Origin of the sequence: Flavobacterium psychrophilum (genome assembly GCA_001708385.1) — a bacterium.
Taxonomy (GTDB): Bacteria; Bacteroidota; Bacteroidia; order Flavobacteriales; family Flavobacteriaceae; genus Flavobacterium; species Flavobacterium psychrophilum_A.
In genome coordinates this window covers 3,398,028-3,420,428 of the sequence record CP012388.1, presented here as the reverse complement: position 1 = coordinate 3,420,428, position 22,401 = coordinate 3,398,028, and the positions used below count along the sequence as shown (strand labels likewise).

20 protein-coding genes are annotated in these 22,401 nt (G+C 39.0%); 9 read left to right on the top strand and 11 right to left on the bottom strand.

Annotation, left to right across the window (positions count from 1 at the left end; all coding sequences use genetic code 11):
• Positions 1–333 precede the first annotated feature (333 nt).
• Positions 334–1,077, bottom strand: a complete 744-nt coding sequence (locus ALW18_15110) for a short-chain dehydrogenase (GenBank protein AOE53730.1) — start codon at positions 1,075–1,077, stop codon at positions 334–336.
• Positions 1,078–1,180: 103 nt separating this feature from the next.
• Between ALW18_15110 and ALW18_15105 the strand changes: the two genes are divergently transcribed.
• Entirely contained in the window at positions 1,181–1,534 is a 354-nt protein-coding gene (locus tag ALW18_15105; protein AOE53729.1) for an HxlR family transcriptional regulator, read from the top strand.
• 90 nt (positions 1,535–1,624) lie between these two features.
• On the opposite strand, the gene ALW18_15100 is transcribed toward ALW18_15105, so the two are convergent.
• From ALW18_15100 to ALW18_15090, 3 genes are all read right to left on the bottom strand, one after another.
• Positions 1,625–1,918, bottom strand: coding sequence for a ketosteroid isomerase (locus ALW18_15100; protein ID AOE53728.1), 294 nt, complete (start codon positions 1,916–1,918; stop codon positions 1,625–1,627).
• Positions 1,919–2,026: 108 nt separating this feature from the next.
• Positions 2,027–2,752: a hypothetical protein gene (locus ALW18_15095; GenBank protein ID AOE53727.1), complete on the bottom strand. Its 726-nt coding sequence runs from the start codon at positions 2,750–2,752 to the stop codon at positions 2,027–2,029.
• Entirely contained in the window at positions 2,749–4,143 is a 1,395-nt protein-coding gene (locus tag ALW18_15090; GenBank protein AOE53726.1) for a DNA polymerase III subunit epsilon, read from the bottom strand. The genes ALW18_15095 and ALW18_15090 overlap by 4 nt, the downstream gene beginning before the upstream one ends.
• 187 nt (positions 4,144–4,330) lie before the next feature.
• Here ALW18_15090 and ALW18_15085 point away from each other — a divergent pair, with 187 nt between their 5' ends.
• Complete coding sequence (locus ALW18_15085; protein ID AOE53725.1) at positions 4,331–5,053, top strand: hypothetical protein; 723 nt, start codon at positions 4,331–4,333, stop codon at positions 5,051–5,053.
• A 92-nt stretch (positions 5,054–5,145) separates the two neighbouring features.
• The gene (locus ALW18_15080; GenBank protein AOE53724.1) at positions 5,146–6,456 is read left to right on the top strand and encodes a hypothetical protein; all 1,311 of its coding nucleotides are present in this window, start codon (positions 5,146–5,148) and stop codon (positions 6,454–6,456) included.
• Between the two features lie 2 nt (positions 6,457–6,458).
• Here ALW18_15080 and ALW18_15075 read toward each other — a convergent pair whose 3' ends face one another.
• Both ALW18_15075 and ALW18_15070 read right to left on the bottom strand, forming a co-directional pair.
• Positions 6,459–7,376 carry an AraC family transcriptional regulator gene (locus ALW18_15075; protein ID AOE53723.1) on the bottom strand — a complete coding sequence of 306 codons (918 nt, stop codon included), beginning with the start codon at positions 7,374–7,376 and terminating at the stop codon, positions 6,459–6,461.
• A gap of 64 nt (positions 7,377–7,440) precedes the next feature.
• The gene (locus ALW18_15070) at positions 7,441–8,301 is read right to left on the bottom strand and encodes a short-chain dehydrogenase (GenBank protein ID AOE53722.1); all 861 of its coding nucleotides are present in this window, start codon (positions 8,299–8,301) and stop codon (positions 7,441–7,443) included.
• A gap of 169 nt (positions 8,302–8,470) precedes the next feature.
• Between ALW18_15070 and ALW18_15065 the strand changes: the two genes are divergently transcribed.
• Entirely contained in the window at positions 8,471–9,034 is a 564-nt protein-coding gene (locus ALW18_15065; GenBank protein ID AOE53721.1) for a hypothetical protein, read from the top strand.
• Positions 9,035–9,116: 82 nt separating this feature from the next.
• Here the strand turns inward: ALW18_15065 and ALW18_15060 are convergent, their stop codons facing one another.
• A complete protein-coding gene (locus ALW18_15060) occupies positions 9,117–9,665 on the bottom strand; it encodes a hypothetical protein (GenBank protein ID AOE53720.1) in 549 nt (182 codons plus the stop codon).
• A 362-nt stretch (positions 9,666–10,027) separates the two neighbouring features.
• Here ALW18_15060 and ALW18_15055 point away from each other — a divergent pair, with 362 nt between their 5' ends.
• The 5 genes from ALW18_15055 to ALW18_15035 all read left to right on the top strand — a co-directional run bounded on the left by ALW18_15055 (position 10,028) and on the right by ALW18_15035 (position 14,305).
• A complete protein-coding gene (locus ALW18_15055; protein AOE53719.1) occupies positions 10,028–11,131 on the top strand; it encodes a hypothetical protein in 1,104 nt (367 codons plus the stop codon).
• A 97-nt stretch (positions 11,132–11,228) separates the two neighbouring features.
• Positions 11,229–11,846, top strand: a complete 618-nt coding sequence (locus ALW18_15050) for a hypothetical protein (GenBank protein AOE53718.1) — start codon at positions 11,229–11,231, stop codon at positions 11,844–11,846.
• 399 nt (positions 11,847–12,245) lie between these two features.
• Entirely contained in the window at positions 12,246–12,677 is a 432-nt protein-coding gene (locus ALW18_15045) for an acetyltransferase (protein AOE53717.1), read from the top strand.
• 80 nt (positions 12,678–12,757) lie between these two features.
• Entirely contained in the window at positions 12,758–13,663 is a 906-nt protein-coding gene (locus ALW18_15040; GenBank protein AOE53716.1) for a phytanoyl-CoA dioxygenase, read from the top strand.
• Between the two features lie 87 nt (positions 13,664–13,750).
• On the top strand, positions 13,751–14,305 hold the full coding sequence (locus ALW18_15035) for an ACP phosphodiesterase (protein AOE53715.1): 555 nt from the start codon (positions 13,751–13,753) through the stop codon (positions 14,303–14,305).
• Between the two features lie 77 nt (positions 14,306–14,382).
• On the opposite strand, the gene ALW18_15030 is transcribed toward ALW18_15035, so the two are convergent.
• The 4 genes from ALW18_15030 to ALW18_15015 form a co-directional block, all read right to left on the bottom strand.
• Positions 14,383–16,347 (bottom strand): alpha-glucosidase, encoded by a 1,965-nt coding sequence (locus ALW18_15030; GenBank protein ID AOE53714.1) that lies wholly within the window; start codon positions 16,345–16,347, stop codon positions 14,383–14,385.
• An 89-nt stretch (positions 16,348–16,436) separates the two neighbouring features.
• Positions 16,437–18,602, bottom strand: a complete 2,166-nt coding sequence (locus tag ALW18_15025; protein ID AOE53713.1) for an alpha-mannosidase — start codon at positions 18,600–18,602, stop codon at positions 16,437–16,439.
• A gap of 29 nt (positions 18,603–18,631) precedes the next feature.
• A complete protein-coding gene (locus ALW18_15020) occupies positions 18,632–20,062 on the bottom strand; it encodes a Tat pathway signal protein (GenBank protein AOE53712.1) in 1,431 nt (476 codons plus the stop codon).
• 42 nt (positions 20,063–20,104) lie between these two features.
• A complete protein-coding gene (locus ALW18_15015) occupies positions 20,105–22,366 on the bottom strand; it encodes an alpha-mannosidase (protein ID AOE53711.1) in 2,262 nt (753 codons plus the stop codon).
• Positions 22,367–22,401 lie beyond the last annotated feature (35 nt).

The following is a 22,401-nucleotide window of genomic DNA, read 5'->3' as shown; positions in this document are numbered from 1 at the left end:
GAAATAAGTTAATTGCCAATTGTTCGCCTTTCGTGGCACTTTTAAAATTGAAGTTGGAATAGCCAGGTTTTACTGCGCTTTCAGAAATAAGTTCGAATCCCATTGTGGTCACAAATAAAAAAACCTATTTCATGAGGAAATAGGTTTTTTTATGCCTTTACTATAAAGTCCACTTCATCATAAAGAAAACAAATATCAAAGGCATTCAATACAAATCATTTTATATTGAAGCGTTAGTATTATTAACTTGTTTAAGCATTTAATAGGACTGAGGACAATTATTCCGAATAAAAAAAGCCTTTAGGATTAACAATTCTAAAGGCTTTTTAAAATTTATCTTAAAGCATAGTTAAGGTAACCTCCATCAGCTACTATCTCAGTTCCGGTGATGAAACTCGCTGATTCGGAAGCGAGGAATAAAACCGTTTTAGCAATCTCATCAGGATGGCCAAGTCGCTGCAAAGCTGTTGCGGCAGCCAAATGTCCTTTTGCTTCTTCAGGTATGGCATTTTCTAATCCAGGAGTTTGTACAGGCCCCGGACTAACAATATTCACACGAATCTTTCTTTCTGCAAGTTCGTTTGCTGCAATCTGAGCGATTTTATTTAATGCTCCTTTAGTTGCTGAATAAACACTTGTTCCTGAATTTGTTGCCGTAGCAACCGTTGAGGAAGTAAATAATATTGAAGCTCCGTCTGCCAGATGCGGAAGCAATTTTTGTAATGTAAAGAAATGCCCTTTTACATTCACATTAAACTGTGCATCAAAATCTGCTTCTGTAACCTGATCTATCGCTGCAAATACTGCTATCCCTGCATTAAGAAAAAGAACATCCAGTTTGCTTCCGCTGTCTGCGATTGCTTTTTCTAAAATCGTAATATCTGCCAGATTTGAAGTATCAGAAACGATGGTTTTCAATTTTGGATTGTTTATCCCTTCGCTTGCTTTTTGCAGATTTTCGGCATTTCTACCGGTAATCCAAACGTTTGCTCCTGCGTTGATAAATGCTTTTGCAGTCGCCAGTCCGATACCTGTGCTTCCGCCGGTTATAACAACATTTTTATTTGTGAAATTCATTTTGAAATTTTTAATTATTATGACACAAAGCTATAACACTTAAATATACTTTTGTAACTTTGTAACGAAAAGTAACAGTAACCTCGAGGTAACAAAGTAACATATGGAGTGCATTAAAGATTTCAAAAAAGAACATAAAAAAGAAATGATGGCTGTTCAGGACTCAATGGATGTGCTGAGCGGAAAATGGAAAATTGCTATTATTTCTTCTATTTGCTATTACAACCAAAGGAGATTTTCTGACATCCTGAATGATGTAGTTGGTATTTCTAACAAAATGCTAAGTAAGGAGTTAAAAGAGCTGGAAGTAAATCAATTGGTAAAACGAACGGTTTTAGATACCCAGCCAATAACTGTAAAATATGAACTTACAGCGCACGGTCTAACACTAAAAACCATAATTAATAACCTTACGGATTGGGGCATTGAACACCGCAAAAAAATTACTGGAAAATAATTTAGGAATTAGATTTTCCCTAAACATAAAGAAGCCCAAACCTCAATTGCAGGGGTTGGGCTTCTTATCTCAAAATGGGTAAGATGATTTCTATACCAATTCTATATCCATTGTTTTGATTAAACCCTCTTCAAACACATAAACATGCTTCACTGTGCCGTTAAATATTGATTTTCCCTGTAAGTCCTCTACTTTTTGAAGAACCTCAACTTCTAAACTTCCATTCTCCCTTTCGGTAAAACCAACCGGTTCGACATTCGGATTTATCTCGCTCCACTGCCTTGTCCAATATTGCTTTATTTCATCGTGACCGCTTATGTAACCGCCCTCCCAGGCTTTTGACCATTGCACGTCTGGCTGCATTGTAGATAATGCCTTGTCAATGTCTCCGTATACGCTTTCTGTATTACATCTTCAAATTGTGTCGCCATATAATGTTGAATTGTGTTGATTAGATAGATTCGAATATACAAAACTTTCAATTAGAAATAGTCAGGGTGCGATAACAGCATAATAAATACCCATTCCAATTCCTCGATCATCGAATTCAGGATGCATCGGAATAGTTCTACGACTTGCCGGCTGTGAGATTATCAAACTTTGCGTTAAAGATAAACACAGCGCATCAAGTATATCATCCTCTGCTACTTCCTTTCTTTTATAGCTTCTAAGTGCCTCTTCAAAAAGTTGTCCTGATTTGGCATTGTGCTTATTTAATATCGCCAACCTTTCGGCTCTACCTTCTTGCGTTTTTTTTGTATGCATCAGATAATATCCTCCATTTAAAAACTGAAAAGCTATTTCAGGATGTGATTCCTTTATTATCGACCGAATTTCGGGCTTATCGATTAGTAAGTCGTCAACCTCTTCAATTTTAGGGAGTATAAACCATGATTGCTTCGATATACCACACCCTAATATAGCTCTGTTAATCTCGTTTGCCTTGGGATAATCAACAGCAGATAAAGTCTCTCTGGAAGGAACCGCAAATACGCTCGATTTTCTTTTTACCGGAAGCACTGTCCTTGCCTGTTTTTCGCAAGTGCGCACAGGCATTTTTTTACTCGCGAGCCCAATGGGGATGTCTATCAGATATTTGGTATCATTGCCATAATAGGCAACAACATCATCGATATTTTTAAATAACAAAACCTTTTCTTCATCATAACACGCAGCAACCCAACCATGTTTACACCCGTCAATTCCTACTGCTTTCATATCGGTATATAATCGGTAGAAGTTTTATTTTTCACAATCACCCTACCGGGATATTTTTGCGCGTAGGTATAAATTAACTGCATAATATAATTATTGCTTTTGTAAGGTGTAACATACTCTTTTATCTCAGATGGTTCAGTAATGGCAACATCGGTAGTGATATATCCCATCCCATAAAAGTGACCGTTTTCTACCCAAATACAACTGCGCTCATCTTTAGACCTGCCTTTGTCTATAATACCAAAGCTTGGCCTGTTCTGTAAAACGAAATCAATAGCATTTTCTATTTGCTCGTTATGATCTATAACATTAGGTAAATGGGAAAGATCCGGTTGTTGAAAGACTTCTTTTTCACTTTCCGTACAGTACTTGCAAAACCTATAATCTATGTCAAACTGTTCTGCAAGATTGCGAAGCAAATTAATTCCGCCCTGTAAATTATTAAAAACCTGTATACACGCCTGAAATTTATTGACTTTACCAACCGCAAGATACCTGTACCCGCTTCGAGCTTCGTACTCATAGAGTCCGTATTTTGTTTCAAAGCGTTTTAATGCTTTATTGTGAATAGGCCATAGCTTTTTAATTTCGGTACACTCCAGCAGAAATGCCATTAACTCTGTAGCGCAGACTTCAAAAGATATAGCATGTATATCCCGTAAGAAATGTTGTCGCTGCGGCGTAATTTTATGTCCGCTAAAGTGCGAAGCCACACGCTTTTTCAAGTTGACAGCCTTACCTACATACACTACTTTTTTGGCCTGGTTATAAAAATAGTATACACCTGGTTTTTCAGGCAATTGTTCAAAGTCTTCCGGCGGAAGGTTGGGTGGAAGGCGTTGGTCTTGTGCTGTCTTCTTAACCATCTTGTCGATTTCCCCTTCGCTATCCCATTCCAATAATCTTGAAAACAGAATTACGGTTGCATCCGCATCACCGCCTGCGCGATGCCTGTACTCTACAGGTATCTCTAAAGACCTGCAAAGATTCCCCAGGCTATAGGAACCTAACCCTGGTTTTATTTTTCTTGAAGCGCGCACTGTGCACAGCTTTCTTGCCGTCCACTTAAAGCCGGACTCTTCCAGCTGATGGCGTACAAACGAGTAATCAAAATTTACGTTGTGGGCCACAAAAACACGGTCGGTAAGCATCTCGAAAACTTTCTGCGCGATATCGTCGAATATGGGAGCATCACGCACCATTTCATTATTGATACCCGTCAACGCAAAAATGGGAATAGGGATTTCCTTTTGCGGGTTTACGAGTGTTTCCCAACGGTCTACAATACTTATACCGTCATGAATAATAATTGCAATCTCTGTAATCCGGCTACCACCTGCATTACCGCCTGTGGTCTCAATATCTACTATAGCATACTCCTTCTTCATCATCTTAGATATAAACGTAAATCAGCACTTATTCTTGCGCTTAGTTATTGTATTAGTTACTTTGGTAAACAGCATAATACGTGCTATAAAAATATTTATTTCAACTCTTAATTGAAAATATTTATGCTGAAAAATATTTTTATCAGATAAAAAATGTAATTATGTACTACTATTCCGTAATTCAAAAAAAATGGAGGCATTAAATTGCAGAAACTGCAATACTACAGTAGATACTAAATTTTGTGGCCACTGCGGACAGGCAGTACAGCTTAAAAGAGTTGACCGTCATTATGTAATACATGAAATTGAACATGTTTTACATTTTGAAAAAGGCATTTTGTATACTGTAAAAGAGTTACTTATAAGGCCCGGTAAAAATATTAAAGAGTTTATTACCGACAACAGAAGCAGACTGGTAAAGCCTGTTATATTTATAATAGTTACCTCCCTGATCTATACGGTAATAAATCATTTCTTTCATCTTGAAGAGCAATATATCAGTTATCAGGGTAACGAAAGTTCTGCAACAACCTCTATTTTTAAATGGATACAAGGCCATTATGGTTACGCTAATATGATAATGGGCGTATTCATCTCTCTTTGGTTAAAGCTATTTTTTAGGAAACACGATTATAACTTTTTCGAAATATTAATTCTACTGTGTTTTGTAATGGGAACCGGGATGCTGATTTTAGCAATCTTCGCACTTATACAGGGAGTAACAAAAATAGATCTGTTCTCCGTTTCAGGTATTTCAAGTATAGTATATTGCATTTGGGCAATTGGAAATTTCTTTGATAAAAGAAAAGTATCAAGTTATTTAAAGGGGTTAGCGGCCTATCTGTTAGGAATAATTACATTTTTGATCGCTACAGTACTCCTGGGCTTTTTGATTGACGCTATAAAGCATTAGACAGTAAAACTTACCACACTATATCTAACCCATTTGGCTTATTATCACCGATAGGTAAAAATTAGTATCTTAACTGTATCTATCGTAAAAAAATGAAAAGTACTGATGTTATAATAATTGGTGCCGGAGCCGCCGGACTAATGGCAGCATATACCTTAACAAAGGCAGGTAAATCTGTAACCGTTTTCGAAGCGCGTAACCGTATCGGTGGGCGTATACATACAATAAATAATGATGCTTTCTCCTACCCTACCGAATTAGGGGCTGAATTTATTCATGGCGATCTGCCCATTACACTTCACCTGCTTGAAGAGGCCGGAATTGAAAATTCTGATGTTCGCTTTGAGATGTGGCAATACCATGACGATACATTTACGCAGAGTGAAGAATTTGTAGAAGGCTGGGACAACTTTCTTGAAAAAGTTAACGAGTTAAAACACGACACGCCATTGGATGATTTTCTCGAACAAAATTTTACAGACAGTAGCTTTGCAAAAATGCGCAGTCAGGTTGAAAACTATGTAGGCGGGTATGATACTGCCGATACTAAGGATGCCAGTACCTTTGCCCTTCGCAACGAATGGAACCATGAAGACGAAGATGCACAGCACCGCGTAAACGGCGGGTATGGTGCGCTTGCAGATTACCTTTCTAGTGTATGCCGCGACGGTGGAAATGAAATTCTGCTAAACACTATTGCAAAAGAAATAAGATGGGACGAAAATATTGTAAAAGTAATTACTTCTACTGGTAGCATTTACAGCGCCGAAAAGATAATTGTTGCTTTGCCCTTAGGTGTACTTCAGGCATCTGATACTTCAGAAGGAGCGATACAGTTTTACCCCGCCATCCAAAAGCAGACCGAAGCAATAAAAAATATGGGATTCGGATCTGTAATAAAGATATTACTTGAATTTGATGAAATATTTTGGGAGAACGATGCTATCACTCAACTAACAAAAGCAGACCTCTCTACCATGGGATTTTTATTCTGTGAAGAGGAAGCAGTGCCTACTTTCTGGACACAGGCTCCTGCGCACAGCCCATTGCTAACAGGCTGGCTCGGAGGTATTCCTGCCTACGAGAAAAAAGATATGCCTGATGAGGAAATTCTACAGCTTACCCTTGCCTCGCTTAGCAACATATTTAAAATTGAATCTGAAAAACTTAAAGGTAAACTTATTGCCTGGCATGTTGCCAACTGGACAGCAGAACCTTTTACGCGTGGATCTTACGCTTATGATACTGTAGAAAGCCATGAAGCCCGCAAACTTTTACAACAACCTGTAAGCAATACCATTTACTTTGCAGGCGAATACCTGTACGATGGTCCGGCAATGGGCACTGTTGAGGCCGCATTAACTAGCGGTAAAGATGCAGCAGAAATGATCTTGAAAGGTTAAAACTAGTTGAACGACTGCCTGAATTGTACCGGCGTAAGATTGGTCTTGGTTTTAAAAAATTTGCTGAACGACTGCGAATGTTCAAACCCCAACGTATAAGCAACTTCGCTCACCGTTAAATTTGTAGATGAGAGCTGCTCTTTTGCTTTTTCAATAAGCTTATTGTGTATGTGCTGTTGTGCATTTTGCCCGGTTAAAGAACGTAGCATATCACTTAAATAACTCGGTGAAATATTTAACTGTTCCGATAGATACTGTACAGATGGCAACCCCTGCTCTACCGTTTTTTCGTTAGCAAAATAATCGTCTAAAAGATTTTCCAGTTTTCCCAGCAGATCATTATTGACTGCTTTCCGGGTTATAAACTGACGCTTGTAAAAACGTTCAGAATACGTGAGAAGTAATTCTATCTGGGAGATAATAACATCCTGACTCAAATCGTCTATCCTGCTGCTAAGTTCATCCTCAATAAATTTAAAAATGGCCAAGACGGTTTCTTTTTCTTTTTCAGAAAGGTGTAGTGCTTCGTTGGCAGAATACGAAAAGAAACCATATTGTTTTATCTTTTTAGCAAGAGGATAACCCAGAAAAAAATCGGGATGTATGAATATACCGTAACCGGAGTGCTTTCTATCCTGCCCACTACTGCTTATGAGTTGATTAGGGGCTGCAAACAATAATCCTCCTTCATCAAAATCATAGTAACCCTGTCCGTACTTTAGTTTCCCGTCCATTTTCCCTTCGTACGATATTTTATAAAACGAAAGAACATGAGATTCCGGCATCTTACTCAGGTCAACAGTATTATTTCTGTTATCAATAATACTCATTAACGGATGCAAGGGCTTAGGCAGTCCAAGCGCACGATGTGCATCGGATAAAGATTCGAATCTGTGGTACTTGTTTTCTTCCTTTTTCATAGTTGTAAATCTAATCAAATTACAACCGGCAATGTGCCTATACCGGTTGTAATTTAAAAACCTGTTATTTTGAATTGCCCTGCGCCGAGTTAGAAACAGATTCCCATTCTTCCCACGTAGCAAGTCTTTCTTCGTACGCCTTTTTAACCCAGGGTAAATTCTGGTTGCCAAGGAAAAATCGCAACGGCGGATTTTCTGAATCAACTACTTGAAAAAGAGCCTGCGGTGTGGCTTCAGGGTCGCCTCTTTCAAAATCTCTCAGGCTATTTACAAATTCAGTTTTAAAATCGTTGTATACGTCAAGCCCACCCGAAAATCGTATCGACTCCTGGCTTCCGAATTCGGTAGCATAAGCACCCGGCTCAACTATAGTAACTTTAATTCCGAATGGCTTCACTTCTGTTGCAAGGCTTTCATGTATGGCTTCAAAAGCCCATTTCGAAGAGCAGTAATACCCAATAACAGGGAGTGTCACATGCCCAAGGTTGCTAGAAGTACCAATAATGTGTCCGAAGCCCTGTTTCCTTAGTAATGGCATAGCAGCTTTAATAACAGAAAGCGGCCCAAAAATATTGGTTTCGTATAGTACTTTAACATCATCTGCATTGGCTTCTTCAATTGTAGCTACAAGAGAATAACCCGCATTATTAAGAACAATATCCAGCCTGCCGAAGTAGTTATACGCCTCTTCTACAGTTTTCTTTACCTGTTCCGTATTAGTGACATCAAGTTCCAACGTCAGTACATTGCTGCCGTATTTCTCTTTTAGTTCTGCAATGCTGTCCAGATTACGCGCTGTAGCAGCTACCTTATCGCCACGTTCTAATGCTGCTTCTGTCCATACACGCCCAAAACCACGTGAAGACCCCGTAATAAACCATACTTTCTCAGACTTATTGGCTAATGTTTCATTTTGATGTGCCATAATTTTTTATTTTGATTTAATGATAGATCAAAGTTCGTTCGATAGTACTTTTGGGATGTAGTGTAATTGCGGTTTTGTGTAGCCAAACCAAAAAACAGATATTTTTATTACGTATATTAATTTTTAAGCGATTATGTTATCTTAGTATTCCAATCCAATCAACCAAGATATGAGTACTAAAAAAGAATTGTCAGCAGAACAGCGTGAAGCACTTCTTGATATTTTAAAAACCCGTTTCGAGAAAAACCCCGACCGCCACAAAGGCATCGAATGGAATAAAGTACAGGTAAAACTTGAAGCCAATCCTGAAAAGCTCTGGTCGCTTGACCTCATGGAAGAAACCGAGGGCGAACCCGATGTTGTTGGCTTTGATGAAAAGACAGGCGAATATGTTTTCTATGATTGCGCAGCCGAAAGCCCTAAGGGTCGCAGGAGTATTTGCTATGATCATAAAGCGCTTGAAGCCAGAAAAGAAAATAAACCCAAAAACAGTGCTGTAAATATGGCTCACGAAATGGGTATTGATATTTTAGACGAAGTACAATACAGCGAGCTACAACAGCTTGGTACTTTTGATATCAAAACCTCAACGTGGATTAAAACGCCTGACGAAATTCGAAAACTTGGCGGTGCTGTTTTCTGCGACCGACGCTACAACAAAGTGTTTTTATACCATAACGGTGCAGATTCTTATTATGCTGCGAGGGGATTCCGTGGGGTATTGAGAGTTTGATAGAGCATTTAAGTCAACTTAATAAATAATAAATGCCGGAATAGTATCCGGCATTTATTAACACTAGGTAAGTTTAGTAATATTATTCTATAATAATATCAAAATGCCCTAACAGCCCGCCAAGGCTTGCTGCACTAAATTTTGTCTTCTTTACTTTATTAAGCGAAAGATCCATACTTATGTTTGTACTTGTAGTAAAGTTGACCCCAAAAAGATTTGTACCGACAAAGATAGCGTGCAGAAAATCGCAATTTTTAAGCTTAACCCTGCTAAGATCGGCCTCTCTGAAGCTTGCTCCGTGAATCCTGCAATCGTTAAAACTGCTATTGTTCATTTTTTTATTGTCGAAGCTGCAATAATCCAGCACGCAGTTAATGCAGTGCACTGCAAAACCAAAATCATTTGCTTCATAGAAAGTAATCCCCATAAGCTTACAATCGGTAAACGTAACATCCTGCAGTCCGGTGCCCATCACCTGGCAATTACTAAGGTCGCACGCTGTAAATTTACAGTCGGAAAAATCGGTAAGCGAAATAGATGAAAACGTACAGTTCTTAAATTCTGTATTAAAAAATTCTTTTTGGTGCATTACGTCAAAATGCTGTTTTTCTATAATGGTATGAAATGACATAGTATTTACTTTCTTATTGCTGATAAACGCAAAGATATTTCAAACAAAAACAGTAAATAACGTTGAAGACTATTGTAAAATAAAAAATAACCTATCCGTAAAAGGCCTGTAATTACTGTTGAAGTTGAAAATACGTCAAATCAAAACCATTGACAAATAAGTAGTAATAGAGCTTTAAAAAATACTTTCCTTCCTAAATAAAAACTATTATTTTTCTCCTAACGAATAATCAATTAAAAATAGTTTCGTTATTTTATTGTGAGGCAATTCTTAATCAACCAAACCTATATATCTTGAAATATTTACTAATAGCCCTAGTTCTTATTTGTATGCTGTCCGGATGCAGTAGTCTTACCAAAGAGATGAATAGTTTTTCAGCTACTAATGACACACTCGTTATACGCACACAAAAGCAAAAGGGTCAGGGCTTGTTTATGATAGGAGCTGTGAATCCGGATTTTAAAGATCCGGCAGACAAATCATTTACATATCCGGTTACCTTTTCAACTCAGATAGAAAATATCACACGCCTTCAATTATTAACAGAATTCGTACACGAAAACAAAAATTATATTGACATTCTAAAAGGAACAAAGGATAATGAAGAAGTGTTTATTGTAGATAAGAATAATAATCATGATTTTACAGACGATGCTATACATCCTATAAAAGAACTGATATGGGACCGCTCTGATCATCTTGCCAAGACTACTTTCTTAATATCTAACGGACATAAAATAGTACGCGATTCTGCCTGGGTAGAACTGGGTGTTTATGACAACACATTATTTTTTAGAAAAAATGAGCATCTTACTGCAGATATCACTCTCGGTAAAAAACAATACAAAATTGGAATTGCAGATCCGCGTAGCCCTGCAGTCTTTTCCTATTCGAATATAACTGAAATTGCCCTTTTAAATGATAACGGCAAACTAAAAGATGTAGTAGTCTTAAAAGATAATTTAAAGATGGGCGAATATATTCGGCTTAACAATACATTTTACCGCTTTGAAAACATTAGCAATAACGGAGAGTATATCACCTTAATAAAAGACAAGGATTTCGACAAAAAAACAGGATTGCAAATTGGTATGAATGCTCCCGGATTTAAAGGTGTAACTATTGCCGGTGCTATTGTAAATTCTGCCGACCTGCATAACAAAATCACTATTATCCTGAATTCCTGCGAATGTGGCGGCGACAAAGAATCGACCGAAGCCTATTATGAAATTAGAGAAAAATACGGCGATAAAATCAACCTGCTTCGTTTAGATTCAGACATAAGGAAAGATCTTGATGGGCTTCAGATTAATGTTTCCGTCAAAGAAAATAAGGAACTATATGATAGTTACAGAGGTGAATACTGTTCACGAACATGCTACATTATAGACAAAAACAACAAGCTGGTTGACAAATTTGAAAGCCATAAATGGAAACAGTACCTGGACGAAAAGACCATACAATAGTATCGCCTTTTTGACAGGCACTAATATGATTATTAACAGATTGCCAAAATAGCATAAATTAATAACGGGCTTTTGTATCTTTAAACAAAAGCCCGTTATGTTTAGCAGCTACATTATTATCTTCATTTTTCTTGCAGTATTTAGTCTTACTATTGTAAGCGTTTATGCCGTAATGCTATTTAATAAAAATAAAACGGCTATTGGTACCGACGGATTTTCCTCAAAAGTTCAGAACATACAAATTTCGCCAATCCGGCCAACATTAGTTGGCATTGCTTTCATGTTTATTGGTCTAATGTTTTGTTACCTCTTATTTTCGGGTTTTCAGATCCCTCCCGATTTTTCCGAATCATATACCTATATTTCAATTATTTTTGGACTAATCGGCATTGGTATGGCAATTTTTGGGCTATATGTTTTCCTGCGCAGGAATACTATAGTTCAGCTAAAGATGGATGCACAAGGACTTTATTATGTTGACGTAGACTGGACACCTTCTAAAAGTCGCAATGTGTTTGGCTTGTTCTTTAAGAAGCCTGTAAAATATCTTCCATTTACCAATATTACAGATATTGTAGTAATACCCAATGCTATGTATGGCGACTCTATTTACATTTATACCAATACCGGAGGATTTTACCTGCCCTATCTTGGCGATAATAAACATCATACAGAAGAAGTGCTACAACTCATCAGGAGAAGGATAGCTACGTAATTAAACCTTTATGAAACAGTTCTGTATTCTATTTTTACTTGTGCTATTTTCATCTTCGGCTAGTGCACAAAAAGCATATGAAACTATTGTATACAATGGTAAACTGCCAAAAGTGAAGGTTGTACTCACCTTAGCCGACGGCTATATTTAGGAAGTGAAATTAAAACAACAGACACGGCAACGGGAAAGGTTTCTGTATTCCTGCCCGGAGAAAAGAATGGCACCTTACTTTTTGAATCGGCCCTCAATGCATCTCATTTTGTCTTAACCGATCTGACTACCAACGTGAAAACGCTTCCAAAAAAGATTAAAGCTATTTATCAGGACGGAAATAAGCAACAATCGTTTACTTTGTACAGAGTTTTAAAAACCAAAAAATAACCAAGCAATGCTATTACTATGCCGCATAATCTAACTATTGAAATACTACAGAACGAAGAAAGAAAAACAGTAATAAACGGTATAAACAGCTATAATTTAAGTAAAGCTGCTGCGTTGGCAGATGTATGGACACCAGTTGAATTTGTCGCAAAAAATGAAGTGGGAGAGGTTATTGGCGGCATATTGGGCGGTATTGGATATTGGAACGGGCTTGAAATACAAATCCTATGGGTAGCCGATGATTACCGCAGTAAAGGCATAGGCAAACAGCTTTTACAGCATGCCGAAGACTTTGCGACAGCAAAAGGCGCAACAATTTCGATTTTAGATACTTTCGATTTTCAGGCAGAAGGCTTTTACCTTAAGAATGGCTATACCCCTTTTGGCGAGTTAAACAACTTTCCAAACGGACACAGGCGTATTTATCTCTCAAAAACATTAAATCCGTAACCACAATCAGGTAAAAACACCTGTAATAAAAGCGGTTCACTTTCTTATTTTTGATACTCAAATTATCATTAAACGAAATTATGCCGCATACTATCCTTGAAACTTTATGGCAGCGTTCAGTATCACCTGAGTCAGAAAATGCAGATTCATGGGAGGTCGAGATGGAAACCCTCTATCGTTTGGGGATAAGCATGGAAGATACAATGCGTTATTTATACAGTGAAAAACCAACCCACGAAAACTTTAAAAACTGGGTAGATGCTAACAGGAAAGATACTGTAGAACCGGACGACCTGCGTGAAGATGTACTTACTCCCGAAGACCTCGACTTCTATAACACCAACGGCTATGTAATTGTACGCAAAGCTATTTGTAAACCCGATTGCGAAGCTACCCAAAAAGCAATATGGGACTTTTTACGGATGAGTCCCGATGATAAGACTTCATGGTATGTAAGGCATGAAGAGCAACGAGGATTAATGGTTAGTTTCTTTGACCATGAAACGCTCAACAAGAACAGGTTTTCTGCACGGATAAAAAAAGCATACCAACAGCTTTACAAAACCCAAAAAGTTTATAGGACAATAGATAAGGTTAGCTTTAACCCACCCGAAAACAATCACTTTACATATTTAGGTAGTGCGCTGCATTGGGATGTAAGCTTAAAAACGCCCATACCCTTTGCGCTTCAGGGATTATTATACCTAACAGATTGCGGTCCTGATGATGGTGCATTTCATTGCGTACCGGGATTTCATAAAACAATTGAGAATTGGCTTGCTAATGTACGACCACATGAAAGTCCCAGAGATAAGGCACTTCAAACATTAACACCAATACCTATAGCTGCCAACGCAGGTGATTTTATTATCTGGAATAACACACTACCACATTGTGCCACACCAAACCGTGGAAAAGCGCCTAGAATGGTGCAATACCTTAGTTACCTCCCCGAAGGTTATAAAGCCGCTTCTGAATTTATATAAGTTTTATCTCAGACTAAAGTTCTGTTAATTTATTCGGGCTACAGATAATGAACCCCTAACTTTATGTTTATATAACTATTTAACGATATGAAGACATATAAAATTGCTGTTTTGGTTGGAAGCTTACGAAAAGAATCGCTTAACAAAAAAATGGCGGAAGCTCTAATTGAACTTGCCCCAGATACCTTACAACTGGACATTGTTGATATTAGCGACCTTCCAATGTACAATGAAGACCTTGACAAAGATGCTCCGGCAGAATGGAAACGCTTTAGGGATGAAATGAAAACCTTTGATGGAGCATTATTCTTTACCCCGGAATATAACCGATCTGTCCCTTCTGTGCTTAAAAATGCTATTGATGTAGGCTCACGCCCTTATGGCAGTAGCGTATGGGACGGAAAACCAGGTGCTATTGTGAGTGTTAGCCCCAGTGCTATAGGCGCTTTTGGAGCCAATCACCACTTAAGGCAGTCACTAGTGTTTTTAAATGTTCCTGCAATGCAGCAGCCGGAAGCCTATATTGGCATGGCTAATGAATTGTTTGACGAAAAAGGCAAGCTTGTAAAATCATCAACCGCAGATTTTCTTAAAAAGTTCGCCGATGCCTTTGCCAACTGGGTAGATGCCAATACAAAATAAAAAATACCTGTTATAATAGAAAAGGGCTGTCAGAAATTCTGGCAGCCCTTTTCACCTATTACAAACTAAATTATTATCTAATTGATCTTTGTCAGCATTGCTGCCCATCCGCCGTTGCGTGCCATTTTAATAGTTATGGTATCACCCGCTTTTATGCTTGCAGTCTTCTTTCTGTAATCCATCGCCTGGCGGTTGGCATTAATACCATCTTCAAAATAGGTCATAATGTATGTTTTGCCTTTTTCAAGAAAATCAAACTTTACTGCTATTTCCCTTTCGCTATTATTAGTAATGCACCCTACAAACCACTTATCGCCTTTACGCTTGGCAACAACAGCAACTTCACCGGCTTTAGCGACTAGTGCTTTGGTATCATCCCAGGTTGTAGGTATGCCGGTAATAAATTCGGTGCATTCGGCATTTCTATAGTACATCGTTGGATTGTCGGCAAGCATTTGTATACCACTTTCAAAAACTACGAACAGTGCCATTTGATACGCCCTTGTGCCTATGCTTGCAGAGTTAGGTCTCTCCGATCTGTATACTTCGGGCTGCATGCTTATCATCGCCCCCGGAGTGTAATCCATAGGGCCAACCGCATTTCTCATAAACGGAAAATACAGGCTGTTATCGGGCGTGCATCCACCCATTTGTTCCATACCCCTAACACCTTCGTAAGAAATAAGGTTTGGATATTTATACTCTAATCCTGCCGGCTTAAACGAGCCATGAAAATCAACAAACAGCTGATGTTTGGCAGCCTCTTTTGCAACCCTCTCGTAGTAGTTTACCATAACCTGGTCGCTACGATCCATAAAGTCGATCTTGACTCCTTTTATGCCCCATTGCTTAAAGGTTTTAAATAAATCCATGTTCTTATCTACCGTAAGCCATGTAAGCCAAAGTACTATATCAACATTTTTCTCTTTACCATAACGGATAAGCTCATGCACATCTACCTTTGGGTTTGGCGTATAGGGATCGGTTGTACTCATTGCCCAGCCTTCATCCATAATAATGTATTTAATACCATATTTAGAAGCAAAGTCAATGTAGTATTTATAGGTTTCAAGATTATATCCCGAAACAAAATTTACATCTTCGCCATACGGCGATGCATCGTTCCACCACTCCCAGCTTGCCTGTCCGGGTTTTATCCATGAGGTGTCTGCAAGTTCGCTTTTGTGCGCTAATTTAAGCGTCATAGTATTTTCTATAAGCTCTTTGTCATCTTTAGTAATGACAAAATAACGCCACGGAAAATTTCTTGTACCACTGGTCTTCGCAATATAGTCGGCTTCTTTTTCAATTTTCAGGCTACGGTCGCCATCGGGTCCAAATTGCATAGGCACTTTAGGAAACGTTGCCTGCACACCGTTGCCGGTACCTTTAAGAAACATACATGGATAATCCGACAGATCCGATTCGCTTACTAATATTTTGTACTGCTTTTTGGTATCTACCAATAATGGTAGTGTAGCCATCTTATCGGTAGCAGACAATTTTTGCGATTCAACATGTGTATACGCTTCTTCATAAGCAGTTTTAAATCCACCAGGTTGCTGTAAATGCAGCAGGTAATCGTTGGGAAAATTCAGCGCAAAATCTTCACTCAAAACCTCAACAGTGCCATTTTTAGCGGTGATAAAACGGTAGGCTATTCCATCATTAAAAGCACGGAACTCAACCGAATAACCGTCTTTAAAATTCAGTAACAGATAATTGTATTCGTTTTTAACCTCAGCATATTTTAAAGCGATAGCAGGTTTAATAACCTCCCTTATCTTTCCGGTTTTTGATCCTGAAAGTTTAGGTTTATCTCCCAGCACTTCATTTCTCAGGCTAATTGCCAGATGATTTTTAGCAGCCAGTTCCTTCCCGTCTGCCGAAAGGGTATAATAGATTTTATCTTCTAAGCTGACCGATACTTTAATACCGCCATTCGGCGAAAGCAGGTCGAACTTATTTTTTTGGGCAGATACCACAATTGATAGCCCCAAAAACAGGATAAGACAGGTTAATAATGTATTGGTTGTTTTCATTGGTTTCTGGTTTTTATATCGCAGAACGTCCCGCTGGGCGGGACGAACATACTCTTATATCTTCTGAAAGATTAATGCTTTAGGAAGTATTATTTTTTGGTATCAACCTCAACCTTACCACCTTTAACAAAAAGGTTGTGAGGGATATAATAACCGTTTATTTTTTTACCGTCTACCTTAATATCTTTAAGGTTACGCCCACCGTTAGGGTTAGTAATGGTTAGTTTTTTACCTGAAGTTAAATTCCACTGTACTTCTTTAAATACAGGAACCGTAACAATGTACTCAGGATCTGCCGGTGAAAGCGGGTATAATCCTAATGCACCAAACACATACCATGATGACATTTCGCCTGCATCGTCCATACCGCACATAGCAAGTCCTTCAGGACCGATGCCGTACATTGTATCCAGAATTTCGTCGATACGCTGCTGCGACTTCTCAGGCTTATTTACAAAGTAATAGGAGAACGGTGCCTCATGATCGGGCTGGTTACCGTGACAATACTGACCGATAAATCCTGATATGTTCCAAGCAATGTAATTAGGATTCCACGGTTTTGTAAACAGTTCATCAAGTTTTGCTTCAAAAGGTTTTGCACCTCCGTACAGCTTAACAAGACCCGGCATATCATGCGGTGCATAAAAAGATAACTGCCATGCATTTGCTTCACGGTACATGTACTCGTAATACGGAAACTCAGGGTTAAATGGAGTAATCCAATCGCCGTTTTCAAGTCGACCCCTCATAAAGGTAGTCTGCTTGTCAAACACATTAGCATAATTTTTAGAACGCTTTACAAGGTCGTTATAATGTTCGGTATCGTTGAGTTCTTTTGCCAGTAATGACAGTGCGTGATCATCGTAAGCGTACTCAAGTGTTTTTGTAACACCTGCATGTGCTTTTGTTTCTACCTGCGGATCTTTAATATCCGGTTCAGAGATAAAACCTTTAGCTATATATTCAGAAATATATGGCCTTGTTCCGCCTTCTTTGTAGGCATTGTTCAGTAATAACTGATATGCTTTTTTCACATCATAATCCCTGATACCTCTCATGTAAGATCCCGCGATAAAAGATGCCGCATGATCTCCGTGGAAGAAGGTTGGCATAAAGCCTTTTATCTCCCCTTCGTTAATAACAGAGTTTATTACATCTCTGGTAACATCTGGTGAAACAATGCTTAACAATACCAGCTTGTTGCGGTAATCGTCCCAAAAAGAAGGCAGTGTGTAATAATGATAATTCTCTTTTCTTACTTTACCTGCTTCATCTGTAAACTGTCCGTTTGCATCACTTCTTAGCGCAGGCCAAAGGAATGACCTGTACAGCATACTGTAAAACATTTTGTCCTGTTTGTCTGTACCGCCTTTCACCTGAATTTTAGAAAGTAAAGTTTCCCATGTAGTGTTACCTTCTTCCTGAATCTTTGCAAAAGTTTTATCAGCAGCTTCTGCCTTAAGGTTAGCTTGTGCATTTTCTACACTCACAAACGATAGGGCAATTTTAACCGTAACCGGTTTGTTGTCGCCATCTTTAATGTTAAGCATAGCATAACCGTTGCTTTTAGCCATGTCTTTAACATCAACTTTGTCGATATCGCTGCTAACTGTTGCGTAGAAGTAAATTTTCTCGCCACCTGTTCTCTGGAAACCGGTTACAACATTTTTACCTTCCTGTTTAATCTGCCAGTCGTCTACATGGTTGTTGGCACGCCCCAGATCAAAAAGTACTTTACGTCCTTTGTTGTTTTTAAAGGTATATTCATGAATACCACAACGCAGTGTAGATGTTAGCTTTACCTGTACGTTATAGTCTTTTAAGAATACCTCGTAATAGGCAGGGCTTGCTTTTTCCTGTGTATGGCTAAATGATGACTGGAATGGTGCCGAAGCGTTGCCCGATACAGGTAGTAACGGAATATGGCATAAGTTCCAGTGACCTTTGTTAGTATGGGTAAAACCAAGAATATTAGTATCTTCATACTCATATCCTGCACCCGACCTGTATTTTGTCATAGGGCTTAACTGTACCATTGCATTAGGCACAGACGATCCCGGGAATACAAGTCCTGCCCAAACACGCATATCGGAGGGTGGTTTGTATCCAATAATTTTTTCATCTAACAAAGGTGCTGTACCAATAAAGGTATTTACCTGAGATGTATATTTAGATGTTTTCTGCGCGTTGGCTTTAGCCCCGATCATAGCGACCGAAAGCACTGCCAGCGCAATACTACTTTTGAATTTTATCATCCTGTAAAAATTTTAGTTGGAGTTTATAGTTATACTTCAAGCAATTTTGGCTGCTTCAGGTACGTATCCCATAGCAATTCCCCAAACAGAGTATTTGTCCATGCAAACCATGACCTTGTAAAGTTCTTTGCATCATCTTTATGGAAAGACTCATGCATAAAACCTGTATCACCATGCGATGCCTTAAGCATTTTAATGCATTCTTTAATTTCTTTAGGGTCTGATGTTGTACGCGCCCTCATAACAAGAGACATTGGCCATATCATATCCATACCTACATGCGGACCTCCGATACCTTCTGCAACCTTACCTTTAAAAAAGAATGGATTATCTTCCGAAAGCACAAATTTCCTTGTGTTTTGGTATGTAGGGTCATTAACGTCAACAGCATCCAAGTATGGTAGTCCCAATAAACTTGGCACGTTAGAATCGTCCATCAACAAATGACCTCCAAAACCATCAACTTCAAAAGCATAGATATCTCCGTATTTAGGATGCTTTACTATACCATATTGTTTAATAGCTTTATCAACTTCTGATGCCAGAGTTCTTAGCTCTTTTGCAGTAGCATTGTCTTTTTTAATAGTCTCCATCATCTCTGCAGCCTGATTCATACTAACAACTACAAAGAAGTTAGACGGAATAAGGAAAGAGAAAACAGTAGCATCGTCACTTGGCCTGAATGCCGAGCAAACCAAGCCTACAGGCTTAACCGGATATCCGTACCCTTTAAGCGGCCTTGTATCTGTAGCAAACTGTGTAGTTCTTTCAAATCGGTATGGATTTGTACCATCTTTTTGCTGCTGGTCTTTAAATACCTTTAGCGTAGCCTTAATTGCTTTTACCCACTCGGCATCAAACGGAGCTGTGTCTCCTGTGTTTTTCCAGTAGTTATAAGCAAGGCGTATCGGGTAGCAAAGCGAATCTATTTCGTATTTTCTTTCGTGTACGCCCGGTTTCATATCGGTATGGTCAGTTGTCCACTCCCCTTTTTTCTCAGGGTCGTTATAAAATGCGTTAGCATACGGATCTTTAAGTATGTACTTTGTTTGCCTGTTTATAACGCCTGCAATAAGGTTTTTCAGTTTTTTGTCTTTACCGGCAAAAGCCATATACGGCCATACCTGCGCAGAACTGTCCCTTAACCACATAGCATCAATATCTCCTGTAATTACATAGGTATCGGGTTTGCCGTTCTTCTCGCTATAGGTAACTGTAGTATCCAGCGTGTTCGGGAAACAGTTATTAAACAACCATCCCAATTCTTTATCTTTTACATTCTTCTGAAATTCAGCAATAGTTTTCTCTACCAAATCACTTTCAAAATTCCTTTTGCCTTTGGCAACCCTTACTACAGGGAAATCTTTAGTTGTGTTGGTAGCGGCTAAAATTTCCATAGGGTCTATCAGAGTCAAACCACTGAATAAAGCTGTGTTCTGGATAAATTTTCTTCTTTGCATTATTGTAAATTTTAAAATTGTCAGGCTTTCTGGCCTTTACTATTATTCGTTTGTTAAAGAGTAAGGAAGGTCTTCTTTTTTAGTGCCCCTGTCCTTATTGGGCGTAGCTGTCATTTCGACATCTATTGTTGCCCCTTTGGTAAGATCGCTATAGCTCAACCAGTTCTTAGTGTAGTTTTTGCCATTATACTGCATCGATCTTATATACCTGTTTTCCTCACTGTTTTGCGGTGCATTTATAATTACCTGCTTTCCGTTTTCCAGTTCAAGTGTAACCTTTTTAAACAAAGGTGCGCCTATAACATATTGGTCTGATGCCGGGGTTACCGGATAAAAGCCCATCGCCGAGAACACATACCAAGCCGATGTTTGCCCATTATCCTCATCACCGCAATAGCCGTCCGGATTCGGGTTATACAAACGGTTCATGGTTTCCCTAACCCAGTATTGCGCTTTCCAGGGCTGGCTGCCATGATTGTACAGATAGATCATATGTTGGATAGGCTGATTACCGTGAGCGTACTGCCCCATGTTGGCAACCTGCATTTCCCTCATTTCGTGAATGAAACCTCCGTTAAAACTATTGTTGAAAACAGGCGGCATAGCAAAAACGCTATCCAGTTGTCTGGTGAAAGTTTCTTTACCCCCCATCAGGTCAATAAGCCCCTGCACATCATGAAATACTGACCAGCTGTAATGCCAGCTATTGCCTTCGGTAAAGCCTTCGCCCCAACGTATAGGATCAAACGGTTCCATAAACTTGCCGTTTGTCATTTTTCCGCGCATTAAGTTGTGGGTGGGATCAAAAAGGTTCTTATAATTCTGACTGCGTTTTTTATACAACTCAATTTCTTTTTTCGGACGCTTTAAGGCTTTTGCCAATTGATAGATAGCAAAATCGTCATAAGCATATTCTAATGTACGGGCAGCACTTTCGTTAACCACATCATACGGAACATAGCCCAGTTTATTGTATTCTGTCGCGCCTGCACGTCCCACTGCTTTCATAGGCCCTGCATTGTTGGAGCCATGTAATAGCGCATCGTACAGGTTATTAATGTCGTATGTATTCTCCCCTCCAATTTTGAGGTAAGCATCTGCCACGACCGAAGCCGAGTTATTGCCCACCATAATATCTCTTAAGCCCGGGCTTGCCCATTCCGGCAACCATCCGCTTTCTTTATATGCATTAGATAAACCTTCCTGTATCTCAGCATTTATCTTTGGATATACTAAGTTTAGGAAAGGAAACAACGATCTGAAGGTGTCCCAAAAGCCGGTATCGGTATACATATAGCCAGGTAATACCTGACCATTGTACGGACTGTAATGTAGTGCTTTACCAGTAGCATCGATCTCATAAAACTTTCTTGGAAAAAGTAATGAACGGTATATGCATGAGTAAAACGTAGTTGTCTGGGCAGCTGTGCCGCCTTCAATTTTTATTTTGCTTAGCCTTTCATTCCAGATAGATTTGCCTTTTTGTTTTAGCTGGTCAAAATCATTACCTCCAATTTCTTTAAGGTTGATCTCTGCCTGCGCCAGACTGATAAATGACGATGCTACTTGAGCATTTACTTTTTCGCCGTCTTTAGTTTTAAAGCCTATAACCGCCCCTGAATGATCGGCAGTTAGTTCAAGTGCATTGCCTAGTACATCTCCGTTAAAGGTATTAGTAACCGAAAATGCCTTATCAAAAACTACTACAAAGTAATTTTTAAAGTTAGATGGAACCCCACCGCTGTTTTTAGTAGTGTAACCCACTATCTTATTTTCCTGTGGAATGACCTTTATGTACGATCCTTTATCAAAGGCATCAACTACAATAAAAGCATCACCCTGCGGAAATGTAAACCTAAAACGTGCCGCCCTTTCAGTTGGTGTAATTTCGGTAGTTACATCATGATCTGCGAGGTATACACTATAATAGTATGGCGTAACGGTTTCGGTTTTATGCGAAAACCAGCTTTGCCTTTCATCTTGTTTAAATTTAAGCTTACCTGTTACCGGCATGATAGAAAACTGTCCGTAATCATTCATCCACGGCGATGGCTGATGCGTTTGCTTAAAACCTTTAATTTTAGTTGCCCTGTAGGTATATGCCCATCCGTCTCCCATGTTTCCTGTTTGCGGTGTCCAGAAGTTCATACCCCACGGCATAGCAATGGCAGGATATACGTTTCCGTTAGAAACATCGTAATCAGAATCGGTACCCATTAGCGGATTAACCCAGTCTACAGGCGGCTTAACATCGCTAACGGGAACGTTCTGGGCATTAAACGGTTCACATACCGCAAATGCCAATAACCCAAAAACAAATTTATATATGCTATGAAATT